At 66.9% G+C, this 25,996-nt stretch carries 27 protein-coding genes and 1 pseudogene; 11 read left to right on the forward strand and 17 right to left on the reverse strand.

What is annotated here, in order from left to right; genetic code table 11:
• Positions 1–137: 137 nt before the first annotated feature.
• Together ADK52_RS14960 and ADK52_RS14965 are read left to right on the forward strand one after the other, a co-directional pair.
• Positions 138–462: pseudogene (locus ADK52_RS14960) on the forward strand (hypothetical protein).
• Between the two features lie 129 nt (positions 463–591).
• Complete coding sequence (locus tag ADK52_RS14965; RefSeq protein WP_053690290.1) at positions 592–1,206, forward strand: antibiotic biosynthesis monooxygenase; 615 nt, start codon at positions 592–594, stop codon at positions 1,204–1,206.
• A 218-nt stretch (positions 1,207–1,424) separates the two neighbouring features.
• Here ADK52_RS14965 and ADK52_RS40070 read toward each other — a convergent pair whose 3' ends face one another.
• The gene (locus tag ADK52_RS40070) at positions 1,425–2,615 is read right to left on the reverse strand and encodes a tyrosine-type recombinase/integrase (protein WP_078988335.1); all 1,191 of its coding nucleotides are present in this window, start codon (positions 2,613–2,615) and stop codon (positions 1,425–1,427) included.
• Complete coding sequence (locus ADK52_RS14975; RefSeq protein ID WP_053690291.1) at positions 2,593–3,111, reverse strand: winged helix-turn-helix transcriptional regulator; 519 nt, start codon at positions 3,109–3,111, stop codon at positions 2,593–2,595. Before ADK52_RS14975 ends, ADK52_RS40070 begins: the two co-directional genes overlap by 23 nt.
• A gap of 187 nt (positions 3,112–3,298) precedes the next feature.
• Here ADK52_RS14975 and ADK52_RS14980 point away from each other — a divergent pair, with 187 nt between their 5' ends.
• Together ADK52_RS14980 and ADK52_RS14985 are read left to right on the forward strand one after the other, a co-directional pair.
• A complete protein-coding gene (locus tag ADK52_RS14980) occupies positions 3,299–3,463 on the forward strand; it encodes a helix-turn-helix domain-containing protein (protein WP_078988341.1) in 165 nt (54 codons plus the stop codon).
• Positions 3,464–3,572: 109 nt separating this feature from the next.
• Positions 3,573–3,974, forward strand: coding sequence for a hypothetical protein (locus tag ADK52_RS14985; protein ID WP_053690293.1), 402 nt, complete (start codon positions 3,573–3,575; stop codon positions 3,972–3,974).
• A 509-nt stretch (positions 3,975–4,483) separates the two neighbouring features.
• Here the strand turns inward: ADK52_RS14985 and ADK52_RS14990 are convergent.
• The 5 genes from ADK52_RS14990 to ADK52_RS15010 all read right to left on the reverse strand — a co-directional run bounded on the left by ADK52_RS14990 (position 4,484) and on the right by ADK52_RS15010 (position 14,065).
• Positions 4,484–6,478 (reverse strand): ATP-binding protein, encoded by a 1,995-nt coding sequence (locus tag ADK52_RS14990; RefSeq protein ID WP_053690337.1) that lies wholly within the window; start codon positions 6,476–6,478, stop codon positions 4,484–4,486.
• A 181-nt stretch (positions 6,479–6,659) separates the two neighbouring features.
• A complete protein-coding gene (locus ADK52_RS14995; protein WP_234343809.1) occupies positions 6,660–7,340 on the reverse strand; it encodes a M48 family metallopeptidase in 681 nt (226 codons plus the stop codon).
• Positions 7,341–7,374: 34 nt separating this feature from the next.
• The gene (locus ADK52_RS15000; protein ID WP_053690295.1) at positions 7,375–10,467 is read right to left on the reverse strand and encodes a type I restriction endonuclease subunit R; all 3,093 of its coding nucleotides are present in this window, start codon (positions 10,465–10,467) and stop codon (positions 7,375–7,377) included.
• Positions 10,464–11,636 (reverse strand): restriction endonuclease subunit S, encoded by a 1,173-nt coding sequence (locus tag ADK52_RS40075; RefSeq protein WP_078988336.1) that lies wholly within the window; start codon positions 11,634–11,636, stop codon positions 10,464–10,466. The genes ADK52_RS15000 and ADK52_RS40075 overlap by 4 nt, the downstream gene beginning before the upstream one ends.
• On the reverse strand, positions 11,633–14,065 hold the full coding sequence (locus tag ADK52_RS15010) for a type I restriction-modification system subunit M (RefSeq protein WP_078988337.1): 2,433 nt from the start codon (positions 14,063–14,065) through the stop codon (positions 11,633–11,635). The genes ADK52_RS40075 and ADK52_RS15010 overlap by 4 nt, the downstream gene beginning before the upstream one ends.
• 369 nt (positions 14,066–14,434) lie before the next feature.
• Between ADK52_RS15010 and ADK52_RS15015 the strand changes: the two genes are divergently transcribed.
• Both ADK52_RS15015 and ADK52_RS15020 read left to right on the forward strand, forming a co-directional pair.
• Complete coding sequence (locus tag ADK52_RS15015) at positions 14,435–14,809, forward strand: hypothetical protein (protein ID WP_053690296.1); 375 nt, start codon at positions 14,435–14,437, stop codon at positions 14,807–14,809.
• Between the two features lie 243 nt (positions 14,810–15,052).
• Positions 15,053–15,325, forward strand: a complete 273-nt coding sequence (locus ADK52_RS15020) for a hypothetical protein (RefSeq protein WP_053690297.1) — start codon at positions 15,053–15,055, stop codon at positions 15,323–15,325.
• A 75-nt stretch (positions 15,326–15,400) separates the two neighbouring features.
• On the opposite strand, the gene ADK52_RS15025 is transcribed toward ADK52_RS15020, so the two are convergent.
• The 7 genes from ADK52_RS15025 to ychF all read right to left on the reverse strand — a co-directional run bounded on the left by ADK52_RS15025 (position 15,401) and on the right by ychF (position 19,171).
• Entirely contained in the window at positions 15,401–15,607 is a 207-nt protein-coding gene (locus ADK52_RS15025; RefSeq protein ID WP_053690298.1) for a hypothetical protein, read from the reverse strand.
• Between the two features lie 117 nt (positions 15,608–15,724).
• A complete protein-coding gene (locus tag ADK52_RS15030) occupies positions 15,725–15,946 on the reverse strand; it encodes a hypothetical protein (protein WP_199828507.1) in 222 nt (73 codons plus the stop codon).
• Entirely contained in the window at positions 15,946–16,149 is a 204-nt protein-coding gene (locus ADK52_RS15035; protein WP_030145785.1) for a hypothetical protein, read from the reverse strand. The genes ADK52_RS15030 and ADK52_RS15035 overlap by 1 nt, the downstream gene beginning before the upstream one ends.
• Positions 16,150–16,210: 61 nt before the next feature.
• Positions 16,211–17,041, reverse strand: coding sequence for a helix-turn-helix domain-containing protein (locus ADK52_RS15040; protein WP_053690300.1), 831 nt, complete (start codon positions 17,039–17,041; stop codon positions 16,211–16,213).
• Positions 17,038–17,583, reverse strand: a complete 546-nt coding sequence (locus tag ADK52_RS15045) for a DUF6879 family protein (protein WP_053690301.1) — start codon at positions 17,581–17,583, stop codon at positions 17,038–17,040. Before ADK52_RS15045 ends, ADK52_RS15040 begins: the two co-directional genes overlap by 4 nt.
• Complete coding sequence (locus tag ADK52_RS15050) at positions 17,567–17,758, reverse strand: hypothetical protein (protein WP_053690302.1); 192 nt, start codon at positions 17,756–17,758, stop codon at positions 17,567–17,569. The genes ADK52_RS15045 and ADK52_RS15050 overlap by 17 nt, the downstream gene beginning before the upstream one ends.
• A gap of 324 nt (positions 17,759–18,082) precedes the next feature.
• Positions 18,083–19,171, reverse strand: a complete 1,089-nt coding sequence (gene ychF, locus ADK52_RS15055; RefSeq protein WP_053690303.1) for a redox-regulated ATPase YchF — start codon at positions 19,169–19,171, stop codon at positions 18,083–18,085.
• A gap of 135 nt (positions 19,172–19,306) precedes the next feature.
• On the opposite strand from ychF, the gene ADK52_RS15060 reads away from it, so the two are divergent.
• Complete coding sequence (locus ADK52_RS15060) at positions 19,307–19,846, forward strand: DUF6542 domain-containing protein (RefSeq protein WP_053690304.1); 540 nt, start codon at positions 19,307–19,309, stop codon at positions 19,844–19,846.
• On the opposite strand, the gene ppgK is transcribed toward ADK52_RS15060, so the two are convergent.
• Both ppgK and ADK52_RS15070 read right to left on the reverse strand, forming a co-directional pair.
• Entirely contained in the window at positions 19,843–20,589 is a 747-nt protein-coding gene (ppgK, locus tag ADK52_RS15065; protein ID WP_053690305.1) for a polyphosphate--glucose phosphotransferase, read from the reverse strand. The genes ADK52_RS15060 and ppgK overlap by 4 nt on opposite strands.
• 26 nt (positions 20,590–20,615) lie before the next feature.
• Positions 20,616–21,620, reverse strand: a complete 1,005-nt coding sequence (locus ADK52_RS15070) for a 4-hydroxy-3-methylbut-2-enyl diphosphate reductase (protein WP_030867438.1) — start codon at positions 21,618–21,620, stop codon at positions 20,616–20,618.
• A gap of 86 nt (positions 21,621–21,706) precedes the next feature.
• On the opposite strand from ADK52_RS15070, the gene ADK52_RS15075 reads away from it, so the two are divergent.
• From ADK52_RS15075 to ADK52_RS15090, 4 genes are all read left to right on the forward strand, one after another.
• The gene (locus ADK52_RS15075) at positions 21,707–23,089 is read left to right on the forward strand and encodes an APC family permease (protein ID WP_078988338.1); all 1,383 of its coding nucleotides are present in this window, start codon (positions 21,707–21,709) and stop codon (positions 23,087–23,089) included.
• A 45-nt stretch (positions 23,090–23,134) separates the two neighbouring features.
• Positions 23,135–24,355, forward strand: coding sequence for an exodeoxyribonuclease VII large subunit (xseA, locus tag ADK52_RS15080; protein ID WP_053690307.1), 1,221 nt, complete (start codon positions 23,135–23,137; stop codon positions 24,353–24,355).
• A 61-nt stretch (positions 24,356–24,416) separates the two neighbouring features.
• Positions 24,417–24,680, forward strand: a complete 264-nt coding sequence (locus ADK52_RS15085; RefSeq protein ID WP_053690308.1) for an exodeoxyribonuclease VII small subunit — start codon at positions 24,417–24,419, stop codon at positions 24,678–24,680.
• Positions 24,681–24,800: 120 nt separating this feature from the next.
• Entirely contained in the window at positions 24,801–25,391 is a 591-nt protein-coding gene (locus tag ADK52_RS15090) for a malonic semialdehyde reductase (RefSeq protein WP_053690309.1), read from the forward strand.
• A 74-nt stretch (positions 25,392–25,465) separates the two neighbouring features.
• On the opposite strand, the gene ADK52_RS15095 is transcribed toward ADK52_RS15090, so the two are convergent.
• The gene (locus ADK52_RS15095; RefSeq protein ID WP_234343812.1) at positions 25,466–25,990 is read right to left on the reverse strand and encodes a DUF4245 domain-containing protein; all 525 of its coding nucleotides are present in this window, start codon (positions 25,988–25,990) and stop codon (positions 25,466–25,468) included.
• Positions 25,991–25,996 lie beyond the last annotated feature (6 nt).

Genomic DNA, 25,996 nt, shown 5'->3' on the forward strand with positions numbered 1-25,996 from the left:
GAGGCTCTCCGCCCGCCCCTCCCGCCCCACCCCATTCGCGCGCACCGCCCGCCGGGACCGCGCGGCCGGTCGCCGGAAAACCTCCGGCCGGGATCGTTGGCTCTCCGGCGTGAGCTGCGGGCCGCTACCGTGAAGCCATGCCCGCACTGCCCGACTGGATGCGCCCGCCGCGCGCGGAAGGCTGGTTCGCGGAGGACCTCGACCGCCTCCCCGAGGCACCCCGCCACACCGAGTCCGCCCACCGCGACCGCACGGTCAGACTCCGCAAGTACGCGGAGGCCGGCATCCCGCACTAGGTGCATCGAGGACGAGGACGGGGCACCCGTGGTCCACGTCTACGAGCTCGACGGACCGACCGGCGCCTACGCGCCCGCCGGCATCTTCCGGGGCACCCTCCGGCGCCCGGTCCCCTTCGAGATCGACCTGGACCTCGACACGCTCACGCCACCCCGAAGCAGCTGAAAGGAAGCCGCGAGGGCCCGCCGCGTCACCTGATTGCCCCTGCCGCGTTGCCCCCGGTCCACCCCGGCCATCGCATGGAGTGGGGAACGCGAGCCCGCACGGGCCCGCCGGAAGGCAGGAAAGGGCGCCATGTACGTTCGCAGCATCTATGCAACGGGTGATCCGGCCGACCTCGACGGGGTCGCCGAGGCGCTCCGGACCGAGGGGCGCGAGCTGCTGTCGGCGCAGCCGGGCTTTCGCGGGATGGGGCTGTTCGCCGACCGCGAGCTCGGCAAGCTCCTGGTGGGCTCGTGGTGGGAGGACGAGGCCTCCCGGCAGGCCAGCTACGAGAACCTGGGCAAGCGGCGGGCCGAGCTGATGGCACCCTTCGCGCGGACCATGACGGTCGACAACTGGGAGGCGGCCGTCGCCCGGCGCACGGAGGACCTCGGGCCCGGCGCGGGGTTCCGGCTGGTCCGCATGGACGTGCAGCCGTCCGACATCGACCTGCTGGTGGACACGTTCCGCGACACCGCGCTGCCCGGGCTCCAGAAGGTCGCCGGACTGTCCGGCATCTCCCTGCTCGTCGACCGCGACCGGGGCAGAGCCGCCGTCGGCGCGCTCTACACCGACCGCGACGCGCTCACGGCCTCCCGCGGCGCCGTCGCGGCGGTCCGCGGAAAAGCCGCGGCGAAGACCCGCGCGACCACCAGCAGCCTTGAGGAGTTCGAGGTGCTCCTCGCCACGGCGGTCCCCCACGCCTGAATCGGCGCGGCAATGCAGAAGGGGTCGGACTCGACGGAGTCCGACCCCTTCTGAACTGCAGGTTTGCCACGTCAGCGACGTGGTGTCACGTCATCCGCTCAGACGTTGAAGCGGAACGTCCAAGAAGCCTCTCACTCCCCAGTATTCCCAAGGGTTTCACCCCTCTGAAGGGGTGCTGGGTCAGCACCAAGTCAGCACCGTGTCGGTAGGTCAGCACGTCACGCTGCAAGCGCCGTCTCGGAAGCCTGACGGGGAACCGACGGACGTATCGCCTCCTGCATCACGTCCCGGCAGCGATCCCACGCCTCCGGCATGAGGTGCCCGTACGTGTCGACGGTCGTCTTGATGTTCCGGTGACCGAGCCAGCGGCTCACCTCGTGGATCGGTACGCCGTTCGCGAGAGCCGTCGAGGCGAAGAAGTGGCGCAGCGAGTGTGGCGTGTACTTCGGCTTCCCGTCGGGCTTCACCACACCGGCCGCCTTCAGCGCCTTGCGCCAGTGGTAGCCGTACGTAGAGGCCGTAGGCATCTTGCCCTTGCCGCGCTCACGCGGCGCGAACAGCGCCTCCAAGCCGTCGAGCTCGACCGTTCCCCACTTCTTCAGGTGCACCCCGATCTCCTGGTCGAGGAAGAGCGGCGTGGGCACGTCCCTGAACGCCTCCGCCGTACGGTGCTTCAGCGGGACAAAGCGCGTGACGCAGTCACCCTGGTTCGCCTTGGCGCTGATCTGTCGGCGCAGCCGGAGAAAGCCGTCCCGCTGACAGTCGGCCGAGAAGCCGAGAGTCTCGCTGATGCGCAGCCCGGCGCCCGCCTGAAGCCACACAGTGAGGCGGTACTGGTCGGACATAGCCGCCGCGATGGCGTACACCTCGGCAAGCGTTGGGATCTCGTCCGGGTCGACGGCTGCCCCCGCCGTCTTGAGTGGCGGCATCTCTTCGCACGGGTTGTCTGGTATCCGGCGCTCCTTCACGGCTGCCGTCATCATGCTGCGCAGGATGTTCATACGGTCGTTTACCGTCGCGGCCGTCAGCCCGCGGGCCGTCATGGCGGTCTGGAGCTTCTTCACGTCGGCCGCGGTCAGGCCGGCGAGTGTGCGGGAGCCCAGCTCCGGGATCAGGTGGTTGGAGAGGAAGCCTTGGTAGTTACGCCGGGTGGATTCGTTCACCTGGTGCTGCGCCAGCCACTCCTCGGCCCACTTCCTCAGCGAGATCTGACCAAGCTGGGGGTCGATGTAGGCGCCCGATCGCTTGTCGTTCTCCGCCTTGATGCCGAAGGCTTCGGCTTCCTTCTTCGTGGGGAACGACTTCTCCCGCTGACGCCCACTCCGTCCGCCGGGCTCCCTGTATCGGACGGTCCACAGGTGCGCGCACCGGGTCCGGTTCCGGCAGTCACACTTCTTCAGCACCTGCATCGGGCTTCATCCCCCTGAGTATCGCGTTCGCCTTGTCGGTCAGCCGACCGCCCGCCTTGCCCTCGACCTTCGTCAGAAATCCCCGCTGCCGGGCAGCACGGAGATGACCCTTCACAGTGGCCGGATTCAAATCGAATCCCACCGCCAGGCGCTGCGCCGGGGCACGCTCTCCCGCATCCACGAAGTGCACGTAGAGGGCAGACAGCACCGCCAGCCGCTCGTCCGTGAGACCGCTCGGGAGGGAAGCCAGCCGCTCGCCAAGCTGGCGACTATCCATGTCAGCAGCCTTCTCAAGCGACCGCATCGCGGCGAAGTCCTGGCTCGGCGTCGTGTTGATCCGCCGTAGAACGGTGCTGGAGATGCCACGCGCGATCTCCTGCGGGTCAGCGTCGTCCGCAGGAACCACGTGGACCTCTCGTGGACCTACCGTTCCGCCGGCGCCCTCTGGCCAGTACATGGTCACCACCCATGCGCCCGTGCGCTTGATGACGGTCACACCATCCCGCGGTTCGGCTCCTGGTGGCTGAGGTGTCGAGTTCATAGCTGCACCGTAAGCAGGTGACGCAGCCTGGTCAAGTCCGGATTAGACAGAGCCGGACTTGACTAAGCCGAACTGACTCGCTCAGGATGTGCAGGTCTGCCCCTCCGTCGATAGGAGTCCGCCGTTGCACCACCACCGCCTCATGACCGTTGACGAGCTGGCCGAGTACCTGGGCAAGAAGTCCGCCTGGATCTACAACAACCACCGGACACTCGGCATCCCGTCGCGGAAGGTCGGCGGCAGCCTGCGCTTCCGGCTGTCAGAGGTCGACCTCTGGATCGACCGGGAGTGTCCGGTCTCAGCCTGACGGCGCTTCCCCATTCCCAACTGACCGAAATGAGGTCATATGATCCCGCCGCCCGGCGGGAGGACACCGGCGCGCACACGTGCGCCTCGAAGGAGGGAGGACTGCCAACATGCAGCCCGACGGCATCAACTTCGGCACCGGCATCTACTGGAGTGCCGTCTCCAAGAGTGAGTGCGAACGCTTCGCTCGGGACCCCGGTCTCGGAGACCTGAGCCTGCGCCTCTACTTCGCGGCCATCTGGCGAATGAATGCGATCGGCCATGCCGAGTTCTTCACCGGCGAACTTGCCGAGGTACTCGCCGACAAGAGCAACAGACCGCTCAGCGGGTCGGGCCTGCCGAACGCCATCAAACGCGCCAAGACGAAGGGGCTCGTCGGCGCCGACTCCAACTCGCGGTGTCTCACGCTGCCGCACCACCACGTCCAGACTGCGAAGGGCGGCAGGTCGTGCCGCACCCACGGTGTGCGCTCGGCCTGGCAGTACAAGGCCAGTACCTCACGGGCAGCGTGACCCCGGTTCACCTCACGCGTGAACCACTGACCATTCCTGCCAGGGGCTATCTCTTCAGCTTTTCTCTATCTAGTTCAACGGCAAGAGGAAGCAGCCCTCCCCACTGGTGAGAGCGGGGCCGTAAGGCCGCAAAGTCCCAAGCTTGAAGAGGGCCGCTTCGCGGCCCCCATCGCAAACCCAGCGGCACGAGGGAAGCAACAGTGCCGGCCCCGGAGGGCCGACAGAAGCCGTACAGCTCGATGGCGAAGCTACGCGGGGCGCGACAGCGCCACCAGACAGAGACGCCATCGACAGAGCGGCCCCGAAGGAGCCGTCCAGTCCGAAGGAGCCGTCCAGTCCGAAGCAGACAAGTCCTGTCGTCCCCGGCCGCTACGCGGCCATCTGTACGTAGTCCCTTACCTCGTGGCCGCCATGGCGGCCCACTCGGCGCGGTTCCACCTCATTGTCTACGGCAGGTGACCTAAGAGTCCGACCGGAGCCCCTCCGTGACGCCCACGTGGAGAAGCACATCAGGGGTTAACGACAACTCCGATCGATCCGCTGTCCCCAGCCCTCGCCACAGGCACCGTGCCGTCACTCACCAGGTCAAGGACCGTATCGGCGTGTTCCCTGATCAGGTAGTCCATGGCGTGCTCGGTCGACGACTGGTACTCAAGCTGCTCGCTGTAGAAGCGAAGTCGCTCCTGGGCATCCTCAATGATCTCGCCCCAGGTTCGCACCCAGATCCGGTACGTGGGCTGCGTGACGGCGCATCCGGGCATCCGGTCCGGCTGGTGGGCGAGTTGGCGGAGGCCGTCGTCCATAGCATTGCCGACGAGCCAGAAGTCCCAGGTCACCTTGGGGTCCCGGAACCTGTCGTCGTTCATGACCGCCTGCGCGTAGCTGTTGATCTGCGAGAACTCGGTCATACCAAGGGTGACGCTCGACCTCTTGAGTTCCACCACGAGATGGTGGCGCTCCCCCTTTCGCTGCCGGGCGGCACGGGACAGCATCAGGTCGACGATCCCCCGGCTCCCGTCCTCTCTCAGGACAGGGTCCGGAGCTGGCGCGTCCCGGCCGAGCAGACGGCAATGCTGCCTCAGCACCTCGTTCAGACTCCGGTCGCTGACGTGCAACCCGTACTCCTCGCCGAAGATCCAGCACTCGTTCTCCAGGATCCGATGCAGCTCGGTGCGCTCCTTGACCCGTCCCTTGGCCACGGGTTCAAAGACGAGGTGCTCCAGAGCCGACAGGAAGTCGAGACGTCCGGTCGTCGCTGTCGACGCCTTGATCAGGGCAGACAGCGGCGTACGATCCAGCAGTCGGCTGAGTTCCGTCTGCTCCTGCTTGGAGAGCGCGAAGAGCTCCTCAGCGATGCGCAGCACCTCGCCCGGCTCGTGGGTCAGGACGGAGCGCAGAAGCGCGAAGGACACCTTCTGGGCCCTTTTGCTCGCCGGCAGGTGCCGGACGACCGCGGTCGCCACGGCGTCGAAGGTCTCGCGCTCCGCACGCTCCTGGTCGTTGGCGGGCTCACCTGTATACGGGTAGAAACCCTCTGCACGCCACGAGTCGACGAGCTCACGACGACGTTCGTCGGCGCGGGAGCGGAAGTGCTCACGCATACGCTCCCGGGCTTCGGCCAGCACCTCGGCAGCGGGCCCCTCCGGTGTCCAATCGGCGAAGGCGAGGTCGCCGACCGAATCGTCCTCGAACCCCGACCAGGACAGGTACGCCGTGAAGTGGAAGCCGGGAGCCTGGATCTCCGGCTTCAGCTGCGCCAAGGACATACCTCGGCCGTCGCAGAGGATCAGAGCCCGGGAGTACGGACGCGACCATTCGATGATCTTCAGCTGGGCCGGCGGATGAGAACTGCCCGGCGGAGTCGCCACCTCGTACGTATCGACGTGCACTTGCTCCGAAGCCGGGTCCAGCCGCGTCCCGTCATAGGTGATGCAGATGTCCGGGTACGCCTCCAGGTGGAGCGCGAAGGCAGCAGTGAGCGCGGTACGGGCGGCGTCCTCGGTCAGCTTCTGGAGGTCCTCACCGCCGAACGCCTCGAAGACCGTCCCCATTGCGTCGGCCGTCGGCTCGGGATCGCTGACGTCGAACTCGTCCATAGAGCTGCGATCGGACTCGATGACCACACGACGGCGGATCCCCTTCGTACCGCTCACGCTGGTCCAGCGCACCTCGCTGCCGAGTGCGAAGGCCCGGACTCGGCCTCGCCCGTTCTTCCCGTGCAGCACGCGCTTCTTGACCTCGCTGACCTGCGTGCGCTTCTTCCAGGACGTACCGATCTGCTCGAAGTAGTCGCCGCACTTCTCCGCCGCGATACCAGTGCCGTCGTCGATCACGGCGACCCGGTCGACTCCACCGAAGTCATTGCGCTCAAGCATGACGGTGACAGTCTCGGCGTCCGCGTCGAGAGAGTTCCAGATCAGCTCCTCGACGGCTCCGACGGGATGGCGCAGGCGTGCCAGCTCCTCGACGTGCCCCCGCCCTACGGTCAACCGAAGCTTCGCCATGGGGTCAGCACCTTCCGCGTCATCGTCATCTAATGGGACTGAGGGGAAGCTGAACACCTCCCCCATCTTTAACTCGCATAGCTGATAAACGTCACTCGGTATTTTCGAGCAACGGAAATGTGTCCACTGTCCCTACGGGCTTCAGAGCAGACATGGGGCTGTTGCCGTTTCCTCGCTGCATTCAACGCCCCGCCCATAGCTCGTCAGAGAGCGGTGCGTCATTCAGGCGATCACGGCGACTACGCCAGTCCGGCAGGAAGCCATCCATCAGCTGGGCGAAGCGCTGGCCGTGTCCCCGTTCGAGATAGTGGACCATCTCGTGAACGACGACGTACTCAAGGCACTCTGGATGCTTCTTGGCCAGTTCGGAGTTGAACCACAGGCGGCGAGTCTCCCGGTTGCAGGAGCCCCACTTGGTCTTCATCCGGCGGATACCCCACCACGGCACCGAAACCCCGAGCTTGGTCTCCCAGCGCTCGATGAGCGCAGGGATCGCCTGACGGAGTTGCTCACGACACCACCGGTCGAGCAGGTCGCGACGGCGCTCCTCACCTGTCCCGCTCGGCACGTAGAGCAGCATTCGGTCGCCGTCGATTTCTACATGCGGGCGTCCCGGTCGCTCGATGACCTTCAGGCGTCGTCGCACACCCCACACGTAGTGGGACTCTCCGCTGACCATCTCGCGCACTGACTGACGCTCAGCCGAGCGCAGTTGATCCTGCTGACGCTTGATCCACGGCAACCGCTGGATGACGGCCAGGCGGACCTGATCGTCATCCAGCTGCTGAGGCGCGGCCACCCGGACGCGCCCTATGGGGGGGTACACGCCGATGTGCAGGTTCTTGATGTCCTTGTAGACCACGTGGACGTCAATGCCCCGGACTGCGAGACGGGCGCTAGTGGTACTCATGCCTTGCCTTCACCAGTTCAAGGAGCTCATCAAGCCGGTCGAAATCGTCGGGCAGCGCTCGCTTCAGCGCGTTCCGAACCTTCCGCTCCCTTAACGGGTTACCCACCCATGCATGCGGCTTGGAGTGGAGCACCGCGGTGTCGACCTCGACAGCCAGTCGCTCATCAGGGAGGAAGAAGTCGACCAAGGCCCGCTTCGCCCCGTTGTTGGCCCAGGCGGGGTACTTGTACGTGTCGTCGGACTCTCCTCTGCCGAGCTGCGCGGCAGTCTCCAGCAGTTTGGTGAGGTAGTCCTGATACTCGATCGCGCCCTGGCGCCGCTTCTCGATTATGGCGTCGAGCAGCTCCGACATCTTGTCGAAGTACTTCGGGTTCGTCGCATGCTCTTCAATGATCAGCTTGCGCATGTTGTTGGCGACCGTCTCGGCGACGGCCTCAGGGCTGCTCTTGATTCCCTTTGGCAGCTTGTCGAGGGCCCCGGCACCCAGTTCGACGATGAGTTGAACGAGGCCTGTGTCCTCGAAGTCGGACACGGTCGCGGACGCGTCCGCCTGGATGTAGGTGTCCAGAAGGAACCGCATGCCGGCCTCGTACTGCTTGAAGTCGACGTCCTCACCGGCTCCGAGCTTCACCTCGTCGCGGACATCCGTGTAGTGCCGGATTTCAGCACGGATGTCCTCGGCCTCCTGGCTGGTGTATCCGGCGGCCTCCATGTCGTTGGCCAGGTTAGCGAAAGCCCGCGTAACCGCGGCAACGGCCTTGTAGAGCTCGACACGCTTGGGCTCGTTGGCTTTGAGCTGCTCGGCGTTGCCGGGATCAGCCGCACAGAAGTACTGCTGGTACTGGAGCGTGTTCCGGGGCTGCGCAACCACCTCGCAGAGCGCGCGGATTCGTTCCAGCGCTTCGTCGAGAGCCTCTCGCCCCTTCTCGATCCGGTCAGTCAGCAGGCCCTCGATGTCTTGTGGTTCGTACCCGTCGAGTGCCCCGGACGTGTAGTCGGTGATGGCGTCCTGTAGGGAGTTGAACAGGTCGCGATAGTCGACGATGCAGCCGAACTCCTTGTCATCTCCGTCGAGTCGGTTGACCCGGCAGATCGCCTGGAACAGGCCGTGATCGCTCATCTTCTTGTCGATGTAGAGGTACGTGGCGCTCGGCGCATCGAACCCGGTCAGGAGCTTGTCGACGACGATAAGCAGGCGCATCCGGCCGGGCTCCTCGACAAACTGCCGCTTGACCTCTTTCTCGAACTGGTCGACCTTCGTCATGGCGGCGTCTTCGGACTCGCCAAAGTGGTCGGCAAGCATCCTTCGATAGATGTCGTACTGACGCAGTTTCTCCGTCTGGCCTGCGCCGGAGTCCTCCTTGGAAATATCTCCTGGACTCGGGGCGTAGCTGGTGACGATGGCGCACTTCCCTCGGAAGCCCGCGTTGCAGAACAGCTCGTAGAACTTGCATGCCTGGTAGATACTCTCGCCCACGAGCATGGCGTTACCGCGCCCGTCCATCAGGCGGGGCTTGGTCTCCATGTCGAGCAGGATGTCCTGCACGATCTGCTTCGCCCGGGGTTCGGAGGAGACGACCTTCTGCATCGTGCCCCAGCGCTTCTTCAACTCCGCCTTGGACAGATCGGTCATGCCGCGGGTCTTGGCCTCGAACCACTTGTCCACCTGCGCCGGCGATGTCAGGTGCTGGTCGATGGAGCGGGCCTCGTAGCAAAGGTCGAGCACCACGCCGTCCTCGACGGCCTCGTCGAACTTGTAGGTGTGGATAAACGACCCAAACTTCTCCATGCTGGTGGCCTTGTCCGCCTTGAGCAGCGGCGTCCCCGTGAACCCGATGAACATGGCGCCCGGCAACAGGTCCTTCATCGCGTCGTGCATCATGCCGGACTGGGTGCGGTGGGCCTCGTCGACGAAGACGAAGAGGTTGCCCTTGGCCTTGAAGCCCTTGGGGATCCTGGCCTTGAGCTCCTTGATGAACTCGTTGTCGGCCTTCGATCCGTCCTTACCATCCGCCGAGCTACCGAACTTGTGCACAAGAGAGCAGATGAGCCACTCGGCAGACTTGTTCAGAGTGTCCAGGAGGTCCACGCCACTACTGGTGCGATAGATCTGTTCGTTGACGCCGTTGAAGACCTTCTCGATCTGCTCGTCCAGCTCGGTGCGATCGGTGATCAGCAGGACTCGGGCGTCGTCTTGGTGCTCCCGGATCCACTTCGCCAGCCACACCATCGTGAGCGACTTCCCCGAACCCTGGGTGTGCCAGATGATGCCGCCCTCACGCCGACCGATACGTTCCTGCGCGGCCTTGACGCCAAAGTACTGGTTGTGGCGGCACGCTTTACGGACACCAGCGTCGAAGACGGTGAAGTCATGGATCAACTCAAGCAGCCGCTCCTTGCCGCACATCTGGAGCAGCGCGCGATCCAAGGGCTCCTCGACACCGGAGGGCTCTTTCCATTGCAGCCAGTACTTCTCGGGTGTGTCGATGACGCCGTAGCGAAGGCCCTCCACGTCATTGCCGGCCAGCACTAGCTGGACTGTGGAGAAGAACGACCGGATGAACTGTGGCTTCTGATTGCCAATGGTCTGTCGGATGCCCTCGCTTACGGCCACTCGGGAGCGCTTGAGTTCCAGAGTCACCAGAGCCAGGCCGTTGACGTAGAGCACGATGTCGGGCCGCTTCGTTTGCCGACCGACGATCGTCACTTCCTCAACGACGACGAAGTCATTGGCTTGCGGGTCGGTCCAGTCGATGAGCCAAACCGTCTCGTACTGCTCACCAGCGCCCGGCTTAACCTTCACCCCGTAACGCAGCAGTTCGTAGACGTCTCGGTTCGCCTCGTATAGGTCACGACCGCTACCGAGCGCGGCGGCCTTCTTCAGCTGGTCGATCGCTTTGCTGACGAGGGTGCTGTCGTATCCGCGGGCGCAGAGATTCTGCTCCAGCAGCTCGGCCTCGATGTTCGAGTTGCCCGCGCGGTACTCCCAGCTGCCAAGGTGGCGGTAGCCCAGCCGCTCCTTGAATAGCTGCACGACCCGGTTCTGAGCCTCGCGCTCGACCTGCCCCACATCGCTCATGCCGTTGCCTCCCCCTGAACAGGCAGGCGCGTCCGTCCTGTGAGGAGCTCCTGCGTCATCCCGATCTTCACGTTGCGGGCCTTGTCGAGGCGCGTATGGAGACCCACGACCTCAGTGTCCGCGTCATCGAGCACCTCACGGATCGCGCACTGCTCTTCGATACCAGGGAGCTGGACCTCAACACCCTCAATCCGCCGTGCGGTGAGGCTCGGCACCCCCGACGCCTCGTTCATCGACCTCCAGTCCACGGTGAGGAAGAGGTAGTAGAGGTAGCGGGGGTCCGCCGCGGCTGAGATCTCCGTATAGAAGAGCGTGTCGACCGTCCAGAAGGGGGTCGCCTGGAACTGCGGGCGATCGATAGTTCCCTTACGCCCGATCAGCACGGACGGCCTGCTGTACAGCGGCTCCTTCGCCCAGCCGATCCGCCCGCCGGTGGCAAGAATGGGGTAGATGCCCGACGGCACTTCCACAGCCCTCTGGTTCTTGCCGTGACACACCCTCAGCACGTTTCCGAGCGATGTCTCACGCCACGGATCTGTGAAGCCGGGCAACCTGGTCCGCCCTGTCAAGAGCTGTTGCATAAGACCTTGCTTGACTGCCTCCTTCTTAGCGATCAAGCATTCGAGGGATTCGATGTACTCATCCGCGTCCGAGAGCACCTCGGCGATCCGGTCCTGCTCGCCTCTCGGCGGCAGAAGGATCTCCACAGCACCCAATTTAGCCGGGGACGTATGCTTCACCTTAGTGCCGGCGGCGGTTTCGGTAACCGACTTCCGAAACTCGAATGAGTTGAACATGTAGTACAAATACTTGAGCGAAACGTCATCAACCTTGGCCTGGATCCGGCCAATTCGCTGATTATGCAGCCACCTGCTTGCGCCCGGAACCCAAGCCGTACTGCCGAGCAACCCTTCGGCTTGCTCGGTCATCGCAACAATCAGATCTCCCGCGTCGAGCCGGTAGCCCTCCAGAATGTCACCGCTGTAATATCGCTGCTTTTCCCCCGTGTGGCGAAACCCGCCCGATTCCAGAAAGTTTCCGGGTGTGGTGATTGCATCCCTTCCATACTCGGAGAAGTATTCACCCTTGAAGGCAAACCCGTGCGAAATGCTGACCAGGTCGGACACCGACGCCGAACGCCAGCCCCGCGGTGGAACCGCGTAGATCATTTCACCCCCATATTGGCGATGTGTGCCACTACGAGGCTCTCTAGCTTCGCTAGGCCAGTCCCTAGGTCGTCGACCGTCTCTGCATATCGTTCGCCGAGTTCCTGGATCCGGCTCACCAAGGCCAGAGTCAACGCCTCAGCTTCGGAAGTCACACGCACGGTGAGCGTCGTCCGCCATTTGTCGTCGAGCACCAGAGCCCTCACCTCACCATCTGTGAGGTCGCCGTACTTCTTCAGAGTTGTAAGGTGGAGCGCCGCCTCCTCCTCCTTCGCAGCCTTTTTGGCCACCGCCTCCGCGTTGTACAACGTGATCAGGTGCGCCAAAGCTGCGACTTCATCGACGTCCGTACCCTCGTGTCGCGCCTTCTTCAGGCGGGCCGAAGCGAGTACCTTGTTGATCTTTTCATCCTCCATCGCTTCCGCCAGGAGCCCATTCTCGACGGCATGCTCCTCGATGTACTCCTCGACCACGCGGCTCGCCTCCTCCCATGCCGACATGAGTTCATCGACCTCGGCGCGTTCCTTAGCGAAGTAACGCTCGACGATCAGATCCGGCGGGATGAGGTCCATCTTGTACTTGACGGCGCTGCGACCGGTGCCCACAACGAGGTCAGGTGTCTCGGAAAGCTTCCTGTCCTTATCTACCACGATCTTGCGAGGCTTTGCCGCTTCGAGCCAACCGTCGTTCATGACCATGAAGACGTCGTCGTGCATGACGTCGTGCCAGTACGTCATGAGCTGTTCGTAGACGTCGTACTCGTCCAGCAACGGCACTGGTTTGAAACGGGCGAGCAGGTCGTCACCGAGAGCGGCGATGAGGTCGTTTGGCCGAGTAGTCTCGTCGATCCCTTCGAGCCGCTTGCGATGGGCGTCGAACCACTCAGTAGTGAGTTCCCTGGCCTCTTCGGTGAACTTCTGGAACTCGGGGGAATCAAGGACCGCTTGCTGAACCTGGCTGACATCGATGGTCAGGTCGCTGTAGCCAGGTCGGTTCGGCTGGAACAGCTGGCTGCGCAACTGCGGGAAGGCGTCCCAGTAGCCGCTGAGCGCGTCGAGATCACGGTCAGGGGTACCGCCATGCATGTGTGCGTGGAGGTCCTGGATGTCCTCGGGCTCAGAGGAGTCGATGTAGCGGGGGATGTTGAGGTTGTAGTCGTTCTTCGGGTCGGCGATCTCCGACAGCGGGACCATGCGCGAGTAGCGGTCGATCGTGGTCTGCCGCGTAAAGACGTCGACGATCTTGTGGATGTCCTGGCTGCGGAGGCGGTTCTTGTTGCCGTCCTTAATGAAGCCCTTGGACGCGTCGATCATGAAGACGCCGGTACGGCCGACAGCGTTCTCCTTGTCCAGAACGATGATGCAGGCCGGGATGCCAGTCCCGTAGAAGAGGTTCACGGGCAGGCCGATGATGCCCTTGATGAACCCCTGCTTCAGCAGACGTTGGCGGATGCCAGCTTCGGCGTGGCCGCGGAAGAGCACGCCATGCGGAAGGATAACCGCGGCCTTGCCCGTGCTCTTGAGCGACTTGAGGATGTGCAGCAGGAAGGCGTAGTCGCCGTTCTTCTCCGGCGGCCGGCCGTACTCGAAGCGGCCGTACTCCTGCTCCAGCCCGTTGCTCCAGGACTTGATCGAGAACGGCGGGTTGGCCACGGCGAAGTCGAACGTCTGGAGAGCGTTACCGTTGGTGAACTGAGGGCTCGTAATCGTGTCGCCCTTGAGGATCTCGGCGTCCTCGTTCCCGTGCAGGATCATGTTCATCTTGGACAGCGCCCACGTGGCGTTGTCCTTCTCCTGGCCGTAGATCGTGATACCGCGTGAGGTCTCGGCAGCGACCTTCAGGAGAAGCGAGCCGGAGCCGCAGGTCGGGTCGTAGACCGTCTGGTCCTGGCGGGTGGCCTTGGTGATGCCGACCACCTTGGCCAGCACGCGGGATACCTCGGCGGGGGTGTAGAACTGGCCCTTGCTCTTACCGGACTCCGTGGCGAAGTGGCGCATGAGGTACTCGTAGGCATCGCCGAGGAGATCGTCGCCCTCGGCTCGGGAGCCTCGGAAGTCGAGGTCGCTGAAGATCGTGACCAGCTTGGACAGCCGGTCCTGGATCTCTTTGCCCTTGCCGAGTTTCTCCTCGTCGTTGAAGTCGGCGAGGTCGATGACGTTACGCAGGTCGTTCGCCTCGGCAAGCCGACTGATGATCTTGTTGAAGCGGTCGCCGATCTCCTTGTCACCCTTGGCGGCGACCATGTCGTCGAAGGAGCCGCCGGGCGGGACGTCGATGAGACTGTCGGGGTCTGCCTTGGCCTTGTCGGAGACGTACTTCACGAAGAGCAGCGTGAGGATGTAGTCCTTGTACTGTCCGGCGTCCATCCCGCCGCGCAGCTCGTCGCAGCTCTTCCAGAGCGAGCTGTAGAGGTCTGTCTTCTTGAGGGCCAAGGCTCTTCTTCCCGATATGTCATGGCGGTCGCGCGGGCCGCCAACCCTGATGCCGGCGGCGTGACGCACGTCGCGCGGCCGTTTCCAGCCGTCGATGCGAGTTCCACGCAAGCGGCAGGCGAGTCCACCCGGGAAGCGTAGTAGAGAAAGCGGCAGAGCTGCCTTGTATGGGAAGAGAGGCACCTTGCGGCCGACGCCAAGCAGAGCCGCCCGGCGGGCGGGCCACAGAGCGAAGACGGCAATCGGCTGCGGCGGCCAAAGGATGCACCTTCAAGAAGACGCGAAGACGTACGAGCGCCACGGAACCTGATCGGGCGATGTCAGGTGATTGCCTGACAGGCGAGGGACAGGTCCGGTAGATCTGTGCCCGTGACTGACTCCACGCCCAGTGAACCCATCCCCGAGGACGGCGAGCCCACCTCTTTCGCCAAGGCGAAGGGCTGGGTCAGCAAGCATAAGCCGAAGATCCTCGCCGTGGCCGGCACGGTCGGCAGCGCGGCTCTGGCCATCGCCGTCCTGGCCGCTAGGCATGCCGAGGAACAGAACGTCGCCGAGGAGTCCCAGGACACCGGGTCGGCCGCCGACTCTGCAGAGGAGAAGGAGCAGCGGAACCCGCCCACCAAGCACAACGTCGCCCCGCACAAGAGACGGCTCGCAGACGGCCGCGAGATCGACGTGTCGGGTTACGAGCGGGGCGGCTCCTCGGAAGACGAGGACGAGGACCCCGGCGAAGCCGCGGCCTGAGCGCTTCTCATTCCTGTGCAGTGCCGACGGATGCCCTGCAGAACGGTTGGATCACCGCTGACCTGCGGCTTCTATAGCCGCCGGAGGGAGCGCCACAGCTGCCCCGTCGCCCCTGGAACCGTGGCAGAACCCGAGCTGCTAAGACGCGGCGGCCGACGACGGGCCCCTTCGGGGGGCGTACTCCCACCCCCGCTCTCACCTCTGGCTCTTCACCCCGCCCGCCGCCGTCCGTACGATCCGCGCATGATCAAGCTGACGTGGGCCCTGGTGGCCGAGCACATGGATGAGTGGACCGGGGACGACGCGGCGCAGGGCGCGGCCGTACTCGAAGCCAGGGTGGGGGCCTCGGTCGAGGCGAGCGGCATGAAGCCGGAGGCCGTGCAGCATTGGCGTACGGACTTCCTGACCCCCGTGGTCACGTCGCTGCGCACGGAAGGCGCGGCAGCTCTCGCCAGGGGAGAATCATGGAGCCGGGCGGCCGGGCCGTTCATGGCCTGCGCATCCCCGCTCAGCTGAACACAGCCCGTCTCGTGAGCCAGGCAGGCTGACCGGCTCGCCGAGTGGCGCGGAGCCTTGGAGCCGCGATGAAGCTCAGGGCTCAGCTGTGCGCCTTGCGGCGCGTTCCTCCTTCTCCCGGAGCATCGCCTGGTAGGCCGCCTCCACCTGTTCCGTCGGGAAGCCGAACCTGTTGAGCACCCGCCAGACATCCTCGGCCGTCGGCTCCGGGGCATTGGCCAGCTGTTGTTCGATCCACTCCCCCTTAGTCATCGTCTTCTTCGGCTCGGAACGCTTCGCCATGGGTTTCGTCCTGTTCGATCTCATACGGAGGCCCGTGTCTGTGTCGCGTGCTGGGGCCGTCGGCGTCGCCTCCAGCGCGTCTGACGGCAACTGAAGCAAGGGACGCTCGGGTCGCCGTCACCCCGCCCGCACCACCAGAGCGAACGACGTGCACACCCGCCTGAATCCCTCGTGGCCGGTGCGTCCCGTGTGCCCCATGCACTCGATGTCCACGGCCGCCCCGTCCTCGGAAGGCGTCGCCGACCAGTCGCAGCGGAGGCACTCGGCCTCGAACGTCACGTCGGTGTCTGGGTGCTGGGTGATCCGATGCGTGACGTACCACAGCACAGCGCGGGGCATCACTCGCCCCCGTGCGCGTCCCGCAGGTGTGCGCGCAGGGTCACGTTCATGTCGGACACCTTGGAGTAGTCCCAGACCGACCCGGCGTTGGCCCGTTGTACCGCGAGGCCGAGGCAGTCCCGGCAGCCCGGGACGGGTTCTGGCCGTGCCGGCGGTAGGGAAGAAGCCACCGGCTCCGGCAGCGTCGACGGTTCTCCGTGCATCTCGTATGCCTCCCCGCATCTCGTCGAGAAGGCCATGGTCAGCCGGTCCGAGGGGCCGAAGCTAGGGCGTTTCCCGTTCGCGCAAGAACGCGTCCCGGATGCCCTCGACTAGGTCGCGCATTGCGTCCCCGGCAAGGGACACGGAGGCGAAGCGGTCGAACTTCTCGACGTACAGGGAGACGTCCCGTGGCTCGGTGACGACCACCTCGGCGTGTGTCGTCTCGACCGTCACCACACGGTCGTCCCGGATGACGAAGGAGTGACCGGGCACGTCGCGCTGCGGCGCGTCGAGGGGGGCCACGCGCACGTCCACGTTCGGCAGGCGGGACACCGACACTACGCGGTCCAGCTGGCCCGCCATCATCGCGGGCGGAAGGAGACGCCAGCGCAGGACGGGTTCCGTAACCACGAAGTGCAGGGCTTTGCTGGTGTCGTACAGGACGCGTTGCCGCTCGATCCGGGCGGAGACCGTACGGGAGAGCTGTTCGTCCGTGAGGCCCTTCGGCTCCAACACTGCCCGGATGTATTCGGGCGTCTGGAGCAGACCGGGAACCAGGGACGGCTGGAAGAGGCGCAGGAGCGTCATAGAGGACTCCAACGCCCTGATCTGCTCCTGCTTCTTGTGGTAGCCCATGCGCCGAAAGAGGCGCCATGCGGTTGCCTCTGTGGCCTGTGCGCGGGCTACAGCGAGGTACTCGGCCTTGATCTCCGGGGACACGTCCAAAGCCGTGAGGATGCGTTCCACGTCCGCCGTCGCCGGGGCCACACGGCCGTTCTCGATCTTCGACAGCTTGGCGGTCGACATGACTGCGCTGCGGGCGACGACCTTGGCCTCCTTGCCGGACGCCTGCCGCAGCGCCCGCAGCGCGGCACCGAGTTCTGCCTGATTCACGCTGCTCCGTGCTTCCCCCACCACTCGGTGAAGGGCACCGACATGGCCAGGGCGACGCTTCGATACGTCGCGTACTCGGACTCCTCGCCCGTGGGCAACGCCCCCGGTGCCGGGACGAACGTCGGCCCGGTGAACGCGCCGTTCTCGTCGTAGTTGAGCACCACAGGCTCGCGGCCGTCGAAGAGCCAGAAATCGGGCACACCCTCCAGCGGATTCGGGCGGTCGGTCGTGTCGAGGATGTGGAACTCCTCACCCGCCGTCATGTTCGTCTGGTAACCCCAGCTCAGCTCGTAGCGGAGGTACGGCGTGAGCGGACGGGACAGGACGTGGACGCGCACCATGCGCTTTCCGCTCTCCGTCGCCTTGCGCACGGTCTCCAACCAGCCCGCGTTGTAGTCCGCGGGCTTGGGCTCCCCCGCGAGGAAGGCGCGAAAGGCGGCGGGGTTTCCCGAGTTGCTGTAGTCGTCGAGGGTCTCCAGCCGGAACGCCTCCTCCTGGAAGGTGGAGAAGCGGGCGGCCAGGTCGTTAGATGCGCTGATCACGGATTGCCTTCCGGATGAGGTCCATCGGGATTTCCACCAGGGCTTCGCCCTCCGGCACGTCGAGGCCGTGTCCACTCGGCACGCCTCCCTGCACGATCAGGGTTCCCTTGTCGGTCGCGTACAGGGTGGGACAGTCCCCGTTCTCACAGGTCGTGGCCAGCTTCGTCAGCCTCATACGGTGCCCCCTCGTTCCCGTGCTCCGGTGTTCCGTTCATCGTTCCCAGCCGGCGGCCTGCACAACAAGAGGTTCGGGTTTCTAGAACGGGAAACCGGTCCGCCGTCGCTTCGTCCGGGTGAATCCCTTCGGCTACTCCCCCATCGGAGCCCCAGGTCAGAGCCTCCGCAAGCCGCCGCCAGGGTCAGCACCAAGTCAGCACGCTCCCCGGAAAAGCCCGGAATCAGCCGGAGAAAACAGGAAGGGGACAGACCCGAAGATCTGGCCCCTGACCTGAGGTTTCTTGCCCTGACCAGCCACTTCAGCCGATCAAGGAATCAGGCACTACACGTTGAAGCGGAATTCGACTACGTCGCCGTCCTGCATGACGTAGTCCTTGCCCTCCATGCGGGCCTTGCCCTTGGCGCGGGCTTCGGGGACCGAGCCGCATTCGACCAGGTCCGCGAAGGAGATGACCTCGGCCTTGATGAAGCCGCGCTGGAAGTCGGTGTGGATCACGCCGGCCGCCTCGGGGGCCGTCGCGCCCTGCTTGATCGTCCAGGCGCGGGTTTCCTTCGGGCCGGCCGTCAGGTAGGTCTGCAGGCCCAGGGTGGCGAAGCCGACGCGGCCGAGGGTGGCGAGGCCCGGCTCCTCCTGGCCGACCGACTGGAGGAGTTCGAGGGCCTCCTCGTCGTCCAGCTCCGAGAGGTCCTGCTCCAGCTTCGCGTTCAGGAAGATGGCCTCCGCCGGGGCGACCAGGGCGCTCTGCTCCGCCTTGAAGGCGTCGTCCACGAGCTCGTCCTCGTCCACGTTGAAGACGTAGAGGAACGGCTTCGTGGTCAGCAGGTGCAGCTCGTGGAGGAGGTCGCCCTGCTCCGTGCCCTTCGTGATGCCGTGCGAGAAGAGGGTGTCGCCCGCTTCGAGGATCTTCTGGGCCTTCTCGACCGCCGCCAGGACCGCGACCTTGTCCTTCTGGAGGCGGGACTCCTTCGTCAGGCGCGGCACCGCCTTCTCGATGGACTGCAGGTCGGCGAGGATCAGCTCGGTGTTGATCGTCTCGATGTCGTCCTTCGGCGAGACCTTGCCGTCGACGTGCACGACGTTCTCGTCCTTGAAGGCACGGATGACCTGGCAGATCGCGTCCGACTCGCGGATGTTCGCGAGGAACTTGTTGCCGAGGCCCTCGCCCTCCGAGGCGCCGCGCACGATGCCCGCGATGTCGACGAAGTCGACCGTCGCCGGCAGGACGCGCTGCGAGCCGAAGATGCCGGCGAGCACGGCCAGGCGCGGGTCCGGTACGCCGACGACGCCGACGTTCGGCTCGATGGTGGCGAACGGGTAGTTGGCCGCCAGCACGTCGTTCTTGGTCAGGGCGTTGAACAGGGTCGACTTGCCGACATTCGGCAGGCCGACGATTCCGATCGTGAGCGACACGTTGGCGACTTCCCGTAGCTGGAGGGGGCGGCGGCCCGGGAGTGGGCCACCGGACAGTTTACTTTCCGATGAGTGGCAGTCGTTGTACGCGTGTCCCCACACCGATACCGCGCTCGGCCCGCCTAGCGTGGTGGGGTGGAGCACTACAGGACGCGTTCGGTGGATCACCCGCAGCGACAGCAGCAACCGCAGCAGCCGCGCCGCCCCGCCCCGGAGGCGCAGCCGATCGGCGGCGTGCCCGCCCAGGGGGGCGGCGGCCGGCCCCGGCCCGCGCCGGCCCGGCGGCTGCCGCGGCCCCGGCTGACCGGGCTGGGCGGCGGGCTGTTCGCCTGCGTCGCGATGACCCTGGCCGCCGGGATCACCTGGCTGCTCTTCGGCGGCTCGCTGTTCGCGTACGGGCTGCTCTTCCTGCCCGTCTCGGCCGCCACCGCCCTCTGGGTGCGCCCGGCCGATCTGATCACCGCGCCGATCTCCGCCCCGATCGCCTTCGCCGCCGGAGTGTGGCCCATCTCCGGCGGCTCCGGCGGCTTCGGCGCGGAGCTCATGGGCATCGTGTCCGCCCTGTCGCTGCACGCCGGCTGGCTGTACGGGGGGACCCTCGTCTCCGCGCTGATCGTCGTCGTGCGCAAGGCCGTGCTCATCTCCCGGCGCAGGCTCCCCCGCCGGACCGCCTAAGTCGCCGAACCCCTCGCCGCCATCGCCGCGCCCACGATGCCCGCGTTGTTCTGGAGCTTCGCCGGGACGATCTCGGCCCGTACGCCCTCGATCAGCGGAAGGAACTTCTCCGGCTTGCGGCTGACGCCGCCGCCGATGATGAAGAGGTCCGGGGAGAAGAGCATCTCCACGTGCTCCAGGTAGCGCTGCACCCGGTGCGCCCAGCGCTCCCAGGTCAGCTCCCCGTCCTCCTTGGCCTTGACCGACGCCCGCTTCTCCGCGTCGTGGCCCTTCAGCTCCAGGTGGCCGAGCTCCGTGTTCGCCACCAGCCGGCCGTCCGTGAACAGCGCGCTGCCGATGCCCGTGCCGAGCGTCAGCAGGATCACCGTCCCGCCGCGGCCCTTGCCCGCGCCGTACGTCATCTCCGCGATCCCGGCCGCGTCGGCGTCGTTGAGCACCGTGACCGGCTGGCCTCCGAGCCGCCGCGACAGCAGGGCGGCCGTGTCGACGCCGATCCAGCCCTTGTCCATGTTGGCCGCCGTACGGGTGACCCCACCGGTGACCACCCCCGGGAACGTCACCCCCACGGGGCCGTCCCAGTCGAAGTGGCGCACCACCTCGACGACGCAGCCGGCCACCCCGTCGGGGGTGGCCGGCTGCGGTGTCAGTACCTTGTGGCGCTCCTGCGCCAGCTCGCCACGGTCCAGGTCCGCGGGAGCGCCCTTGATCCCTGAACCACCGATGTCCACGCCGAAGATCTGCATGGAATCACCGTACGAAACGAAGTGGTCTACTTCTCGGCGACCAGCGAGGCCGCTTCGGCGCGCAGGTCGCGGCGCAGTTCCTTGGGCAGCGAGAAGACGATCGACTCCTCGGCGGTCTTGACGATCTCGACGTCCGCGTAGCCGCGGGCCGCCAGCCACTCCAGGACCTCCTCGACCAGCACCTCCGGCACCGAGGCGCCCGAGGTCAGGCCCACCGTGGTGACGCCCTCCAGCCAGGCCTCGTCGATCTCGCTCGCGAAGTCGACGAGGTACGCGGCACGCGCGCCGGCGTCCTTGGCGACCTCGACGAGGCGGATCGAGTTGGAGGAGTTCTTCGAGCCGACGACGATGACCAGGTCGGAGTCGGCGCCCATCACCTTCACCGCCGCCTGGCGGTTCGAGGTGGCGTAGCAGATGTCGTCGCTCGGCGGCGAGACCAGCAGCGGGAACTTGGTCTTCAGCGCGTCGACCGTCTCCATGGTCTCGTCGACCGAGAGCGTGGTCTGGGACAGCCAGACGACCTTGGACTCGTCGCGGACGGTGACCTTCTCCACGTCGTGCGGGCCGTCCACGATCGTGATGTGGTCCGGGGCCTCGCCCGAGGTACCGATGACCTCCTCGTGGCCCTCGTGGCCGATGAGGAGGATGTCGAAGTCCTCGTTCGCGTACCGGATCGCTTCCTTGTGCACCTTGGTGACCAGCGGGCAGGTGGCGTCGATCGTCGCGAGCTTGCCGCGCGCCGCCTCCTCGTGCACCACCGGGGCCACGCCGTGCGCGGAGAACATCACGATGGAGCCCTCGGGCACCTCCTCCGTCCGCTCGACGAAGATGGCGCCCTTCTTCTCCAGCGTCTGGACAACGTACTTGTTGTGCACGATCTCGTGGCGGACGTAGACCGGCGCACCGTACTGCTCGAGGGCCTTCTCGACGGCGATCACGGCTCGGTCCACGCCCGCGCAGTAGCCGCGCGGGGCGGCGAGCAGGACGCGTCGGGAAGCGGGAACAGGGGCGGCAGCAGTCATGCGGTCCATCGTACGGGGGTCTCCAGGAGGCCGGGCGTCGCCCGTTCGGCACAGACTGGGGCGAACGTACGAATCGACCGCCCCCCGGAGGAATGATGGCGTCCGTGACGGACCCCGGTACGGCGCCGAAGCCGGCCCTCCGCCGGAGCCTCGGATTCCGGGATCTGGTCGTGTACGGGCTCCTGTTCATCGCGCCCATGGCCCCGGTCGGGGTCTTCGGCACGCTGGACGCGAAATCGCACGGCGCCGTCGCGCTCGTCTACCTCTGCGCGACGGTCGCGATGGCCTTCACGGCCTTCTCGTACGCCCAGATGGTCCGGGTGGCCCCGCAGGCCGGCTCCGTCTTCACGTACGCCCGCAAGGGGCTCGGCGAGGGCGCCGGGCTGATCGCCGGCTGGATGGCGATGCTCGACTACCTGCTGATCCCGGCGGTCGCCTACCTCTTCTCCGGGATCGCGATGAACGCGCTGGTCCCCGAGGTCTCGCGCTGGGTGTGGACGGCGCTGGCGGTACTGGTGACCACCGCGCTGAACCTGTGGGGCGTACGGGCGGCCGCGCGCGTGGGCTTCGCCGTCCTGGCGATGGAGATCGCGGTGCTGCTGGTCTTCGTGGCGGCCGCGGTGACGGCGCTGGCCCGGGGCGGGGCGCGGCGCGACTGGCTGTCGCCGCTGACCGGCGACGGCTCGCTGGGCTTCTCGACGGCGGCGGTGCTGGGCGCGGTGTCGGTGGCGGTGCTGTCGTACCTCGGCTTCGACGCGATCGCCTCGTTCGCGGAGGAGGCGACGGGCGGCTCGGCGCGGGTGGCGCGCGCGGTGCTGTTCTGCCTGGCGCTGGCCGGGGTGCTGTTCGTCGTGCAGAGCTACCTCGCGGCGCTGCTGATGCCGGTCTCCTCGGCGCGGCTGGCGGCCGATCCGGCGCAGCAGGGCCCGGCGTTCTACACGGCGGTGGAGTCCTCGGTCGGGACCTGGCTGCACGACCTGGTCGCGGCCAGCAAGGCGATCGGGGCGGCCTTCGCGGCGCTGGCGGGGCAGGCGGCGGCGGGCCGGCTGGTGTTCGCGATGGCCCGCGAGCGGCGGCTGCCGGGGGCCCTGGCGCGCACCTCGGACGGTACCCCGCGGCCGGCGCTGCTGACGGCGGCGACGATCACGCTGGTCGCGGCGGTGTGGGCGGCCCGCCGCGACGACGGGCTCGACCAGCTGGTCTCGGTGGTGGACGTGGGCGCCCTGGTGGCGTTCACGCTGCTGCACGCCTCGGTCGTCGGCTGGTTCGTGGTGCAGCGCGGGGCGGGCGCGCCGATCTGGTGGAAGCACCTGCTGATGCCGGTGCTGGGCGCGGCGGTGACCATTGCGGTGATCGTCGAGGCGGCCTGGACGGCCCAAGTGGTCGGCGCGGTCTGGCTGGCGGCGGGCCTGGCCGTCCTCGCCGTTCAGGGAACCCGCCGCGACCGGCCGGATCCCGACACCACCGGCGGCCCCTGAGACGCTGTCAGTGTGGCTGTCGGCGCGGGCGGATAGCCTGCGCACATGGGTCTGAATACGTCGGCTGACGCGCCGCTGCCGGTCGGCAAGGTGTCCCGGCTCATCGGGGGCTGGATCGACCGGCTGGGCCAGGTGTGGGTGGAGGGGCAGATCACGCAGCTCTCGCGGCGGCCGGGGGCGGGGGTGGTCTTCCTGACGCTGCGCGACCCCTCGCACGACATCTCCCTCAGCGTCACCTGCTACCGCCAGGTCTTCGACGAGGTGGCGGACGCGGTGACGGAGGGCGCGCGGGTCGTCGTCCTGGCCAAGCCGGAGTGGTACGCCCCGCGCGGGCAGCTGTCGCTGCGGGCGACCGAGATACGGCCCGTCGGCATCGGCGAGCTGCTCGCCCGGCTGGAGAAGCTCAAGCGCTCGCTCGCCTCCGAGGGCCTGTTCGCGCCGGACCGCAAGAAGCCGCTGCCCTTCCTGCCGCAGCTGATCGGGCTGGTGGTCGGCCGGGCCTCGGCGGCCGAGCGCGACGTACTGGAGAACGCCCGGCGGCGCTGGCCCGCGGTCCGCTTCGAGGTACGGAACGTGGCGGTCCAGGGGGTCAACGCGGTGCCCCAGGTGATCCGGGCGGTCAAGGAGCTGGACGCCCTGGACGAGGTCGACGTGATCATCGTGGCCCGCGGCGGCGGCAGCGTGGAGGACCTGCTGCCGTTCTCGGACGAGGAGGTCGTACGGACGGTCGCGGCGGCCCGTACGCCCGTGGTCTCGGCGATCGGGCACGAGCCGGACTCCCCGCTGCTGGACCTCGTCGCGGACCTGCGGGCCTCCACGCCCACCGACGCGGCGAAGAAGGTGGTCCCGGACGTGGGCGAGGAGCTGGAGCGGGTACGCCAGCTCCAGGGCCGGGGTCTGCGCGCGGTGCGCGGGCTGCTCGACCGCGAGGAGCGGGGGCTCGCGCACGCGCTGGCCCGGCCGGTCTTCGTCCATCCGCAGCGGATGGTGGAGACCCGCGAGGCCGAGCTGGAGGCCCTGCTGGGGCGCACCCGGCGGACGCTGGGGCACCTGCTGGACCGGGCCGATTCGGAGCTGGCGCACACGCTGGCCCGGGTGGTGGCCCTGTCCCCGGCGGCGACGCTGGAGCGCGGGTACGCCGTACTCCAGCGGGCGGACGGGCACGTGGTGCGCTCGCCGGAGGAGGTCTCGGGGGACGAGGTGCTGCGGGCGCGGGTGGCCGAGGGCGAGTTCTCCGTACGGGTGGCGGGACCGGGCTCCGAGTGAACCGGCCGGCCCGAACACCGGGGACATATTCGATGCACTGCACACGTAAGGCGGAACGGGAATGACGGAAACCGATACCTCGTTGGGGTACGAGCAGGCCCGGGACGAGCTCATCGAGGTCGTCCGCAAGCTGGAGGCCGGCGGCACGTCGCTGGAGGACTCCCTCGCGCTCTGGGAGCGCGGCGAGGAGCTCGCGCAGGTCTGCCGGCGCTGGCTGGAGGGGGCCCGCGCCCGGCTCGACTCGGCGCTGGCGGCCCGCGAGGCGGGGGCCGACGGGGCCGACGGCGCCCGTGAGGGCGGCGGGGGTGGCGAGCGGGACGCCTGAGCGGGCGGGCCGAACGTGATGTGAGTCATCCCCAAGCCGATTTAGTTGAAAATTCTACAACTTCCGGCTTAGAGTCAGGGCATCGCTTCACCCCCCGCATGTATGGAAGAAGGCTTTCCGATGTCTCTCGTTCTCGACGCCGCCGCTCAGGACCTGCTGTTCCGCGAGGCCCGCACCGCCAACTCGTTCTCCGACGAGCCGGTGACCGAGGAGCAGGTCCAGGCGATCTACGACCTGGTGAAGTTCGGCCCCACCGCCTTCAACGGCACCCCGCTGCGCATCACCCTGGTCCGCTCCCCCGAGGCCCGCGAGCGCCTGGTGAAGCACATGGCCGAGGGCAACCAGGCCAAGACCGCCGCCGCGCCGCTCGTCGCGATCCTCTCCGCGGACAACGAGTTCCACGAGGAGCTGCCGCGCCTGCTGCCGCACTTCCCGCCGGCCAAGGACATGTTCTTCTCCGAGCGCCCGGTGCGTGAGCAGTCCGCGCTGGTGAACGGCGCCCTCCAGGCCGCGTACTTCATCGTGGGCGTCCGCGCCGCCGGCCTGGCCGCGGGCCCGATGACCGGCGCCGACCTCGCCGGCATCCAGAAGGAGTTCCTGGACGCCGACCACACCCCGATCATGGTCGTCAACATCGGCAAGCCGGGCGAGGACGCCTGGTTCGACCGCTCCCCGCGCCTGGGCTTCGACGAGGTCATCACCACCGTCTGAGTCCGCACGGACAGGCAACGCAGAAGGCCGCTCCCCCGTATCCCGGGGAGCGGCCTTCTCGCACGTCGTGCGGGCTACTGCTGCGCGCCCTGCTTGAACTCCAGCGCCGCCGCCATCGCGCCCAGGTCCTCGAACGAGGCCGTGCCGGTCACCACCGTGGCGTACCCCTGCTCCTGCCGGACGAGGGCGTCGTACTTCTCGCCCTCCCAGCGCTCCCAGACCAGGTCGCCGATCTGCTGCGTCTGCCCGGTGGCCTTCGCCTGCTGGGTGACGCCGGCCAGGTGCTTGGCCGAGGCGTCGCTGGACTGCTCGATCGCGACGTACTGCCCCTTCGGGTCCAGGAAGCCCAGGTGCCAGGCGTTCGCGGCCTTGCGGTCGTACGTCACCGAGGTCGCGCGCCACTGCTCGGGGAGCCCCACGGGCGCGGCGACCGGGTACGGCGCCGCGCGGCGCGCGGTAATCGTCTCCACCCGGTAGTCGACCACGTGTGTCGGATCGGCGTTGTCGTCATGTGGGACGAAGATGTAGATCCCGGCGACGACGATCCCGATCACCGCCAGCGACCGGACCATGTCCCAGACCGTCTGCTTGCCCTTCATACCTGC

It is taken from the genome of Streptomyces sp. WM6372 (assembly GCF_001279655.1).
Taxonomy (GTDB): Bacteria; Actinomycetota; Actinomycetes; order Streptomycetales; family Streptomycetaceae; genus Streptomyces.